Source organism: Ruminococcus bromii, assembly GCF_002834225.1.
Lineage (GTDB): Bacteria > Bacillota > Clostridia > Oscillospirales > Acutalibacteraceae > Ruminococcoides > Ruminococcoides bromii.
On record NZ_NNSR01000044.1, the window covers coordinates 1 to 2,727 of the forward strand.

3 protein-coding genes are annotated in these 2,727 nt (G+C 32.5%); all 3 read left to right on the forward strand.

The annotated features are described in order from the left end of the window. Window positions 1-236: 236 nt before the first annotated feature. Window positions 237-704, forward strand: a complete 468-nt coding sequence (locus RBATCC27255_RS04685) for a starch-binding protein (RefSeq protein ID WP_169923254.1) — start codon at window positions 237-239, stop codon at window positions 702-704. Between the two features lie 84 nt (window positions 705-788). Then, on the forward strand, window positions 789-1,673 hold the full coding sequence (locus tag RBATCC27255_RS04690) for a leucine-rich repeat domain-containing protein (protein WP_101028958.1): 885 nt from the start codon (window positions 789-791) through the stop codon (window positions 1,671-1,673). 54 nt (window positions 1,674-1,727) lie between these two features. Continuing rightward, entirely contained in the window at window positions 1,728-2,594 is an 867-nt protein-coding gene (locus RBATCC27255_RS04695; protein ID WP_101028655.1) for a leucine-rich repeat domain-containing protein, read from the forward strand. Window positions 2,595-2,727 lie beyond the last annotated feature (133 nt).

Genomic DNA, 2,727 nt, shown 5'->3' on the forward strand with positions numbered 1-2,727 from the left:
CGTCAAAACAGCCACCGTGTAAATTCACGGTGGCTGAAATACTAATCAGGCTCCCCATAAAATTTTGTGTAAATAATAATCCTTCAAGCAATAACAAAACAGCGGATTGGAGCTTGTAAAATAAAGTGTGTAAGTTAGAAAAATAACTTGCACACTTTTCTTGACAAAGCCTCATATCTATTATTATAATGATGATGACCAAGAACTTCCATTTCCAGGAGAGAAAATGTCCCCAGATGGGTGGTAATAACCGGTATGTTTACACAATTTACGGTGTGAACAATCCGAGAGTTATTTTTAATAATAACACTACTGATCCTGCAACCAGACAACAACATCCAGGTATCAATCAACCCGGAATTGAAATAACAGAAGATGAAATGTGGATAGTAAATGAAACTGTATATAGCCAAAAACCACAGGGAATTACTGTTCATTTTTATCGTCCTTCTAATTGGGAATATTGGGACACAAGAATTTACTTCTATGAAGATAATAATATTCTGATGGAATGGCCTGGTACGCTGATGAATAGTCAAATGTACGATAATTGGTTAACCTATACGATATATGGTATAGACAATCCTAAAGTAATATTTAATGATTCTCAAAATAAGCAGATACCAGGAGTATTACAAGAAGGTCACTTAGTAACACGGGATGTGTGGTATAAAGATGGTATATGGTCAACATATAAACCGTAATATACTTTGATAAGCAATCGGATGACAAAGTCTTTTGCTATGTCATCCGATTACAATATACTATAACAAAAAGAGTGATAGTGTATGAATAAAAAAACTAAAATTATATTGATAATTGTATTAATTGTAGCATTTATAGCATTAATAATACTTTTGCTTCATCCTTGGAAGAGTAACAAATCAGATGGTACGGAGTATTATATGTCAAAAAAATATAACTATTGGTTTGAGGTGGATAATGGTCAAGCAACTTTGATTAAATATACGGGTGAAGAGTATCATGTTAAGCTTCCGTCAAGTGTTTATGGAGTTCCAGTTACAAAGTTAGGTGAGTATGAGGTGCTTAATCTTTCAGGAGCAGCTAAAAGGGGAATATTCGAAGAAGGTAATGTGTCAGAAGTGAGTATCCCTGAAGGTGTAACGGAAATATGTAATGATGCATTTTATTCTTCAGGTCTCTGTGAAGTGAATATACCTTCCAGCGTTAGAGTAGTCGGGACAAGGGCGTTTGCTTTTTGTAAATATTTAAGGTCTGTGGAATTTGAAACAGGAATAAAAACAATAAGTGAATCAATGTTTAGTAATTGTAAAAACCTGCGTTTTATCGAATTGCCAAGTAGTGTAGAAAAGATAGAAGGTGATGCCTTTGCAGAATGTGCGTTACAAAAAATAGATTTACCTGAAAACATAAATACAATTGAATCTTATGCATTTAGGGAGTGTGATTCTCTAACATTTGTTACTATACCACCAAAAGTAACATCTATTAATAGTGGGACGTTTTATAGCTGCGACTTTTTAGAAAAAGTAAATATTCATGATGAAGTTAAATATATAGCTAATGATGCCTTTGACAGATGTGATAAACTTACAATCTGCGGAATAAAGGGTAGTTATGCAGAACAGTATGCAAAAAAACATAACATACCATTTGAAAAATTGGATACAACAATTCAGTCTGTAAATTAATAATTATCGGTTTGTTGATAATTAAAACTATATTTTTTACGAGAGAATTTTAATATGATGAAAAAAATAAAAAAATATAAACTACCTATCGGGATATTGTGCGTAGTGATAGCGATACTTATATTGCTGCAAAGCTGTTCAAGTGAACATTGGTGGTTTGGGTACACATATGAAACCGATGGATATACAAATAAATCAGCAACAATTGTAAAGATAAACTACCCGTCAGAGAAAGTTGTAATTCCTTCAACAATATTTTTCCATAAAGTAAATGCTTTAGGCGGATATGTTACAGGATACAATTTGTGGGGAGCAGAAAGGAAAGGAATGTTTGAGGATAACGATATAGTAAAAGAGATTGTTGTTTCTGAAGGGATAGAGTATATATTTAACAGATGTTTTGACCATTGTATTTCATTAGAAAGCATACAACTCCCAAGTACTATAAAACAATTCTCTTTTACGAATTGTGAAAGTCTGAAAAATGTTAATTTTAATGGTGATGTAAAAGAAATTGAAAGTTTATCATTTTCAGGCTGTTCTTCATTAGAAACGCTTGTAATTCCGGATAATATTGCTGATCGTGGTATAGCATACGGTGCTTTTTCCGGTTGCACATCACTAAAAAGTATAAATATTCCCGATAATATTACTGCAATACAACGATATACATTTAGTAATTGCATATCCTTAAAACAGTTAGTTTTGTCTAAAAATATTAAGAGCATTGAATGGGGTGCTTTTGAAAACTGCACCTTGCTGGAGAAAATTATCATTTACGATAAGGCAGAAGATATTGCGGATAATGCCTTTGAAGGTTGTGATAAGCTCACAATCTATGGAATAAAAGGCTCATATGCAGAACAATATGCAAATGAACACAATATACCTTTTGAAGAATTGAATAACATAGTTGACTGATTATATTTGCGGAGATTAAATAAAGTCAAATTTTAGAATTTAAATGCCGACAAGTTATAGCTTTTAATGCTATTACCTGTCGGCATTATTTTTTGCCCTTTTGCGTTGAAAGCAGAAAGGGCAATTATGATTT

Excerpts from the sequence above, each read along its gene's own strand:
- RBATCC27255_RS04685 (WP_169923254.1), top strand. The coding sequence starts at position 237 with ATGGGTGGTAATAACCGGTATGTTTACACAATTTACGGTGTGAACAAT.
- RBATCC27255_RS04690 (WP_101028958.1), top strand. The coding sequence starts at position 789 with ATGAATAAAAAAACTAAAATTATATTGATAATTGTATTAATTGTAGCA.
- RBATCC27255_RS04695 (WP_101028655.1), top strand. The coding sequence starts at position 1,728 with ATGATGAAAAAAATAAAAAAATATAAACTACCTATCGGGATATTGTGC.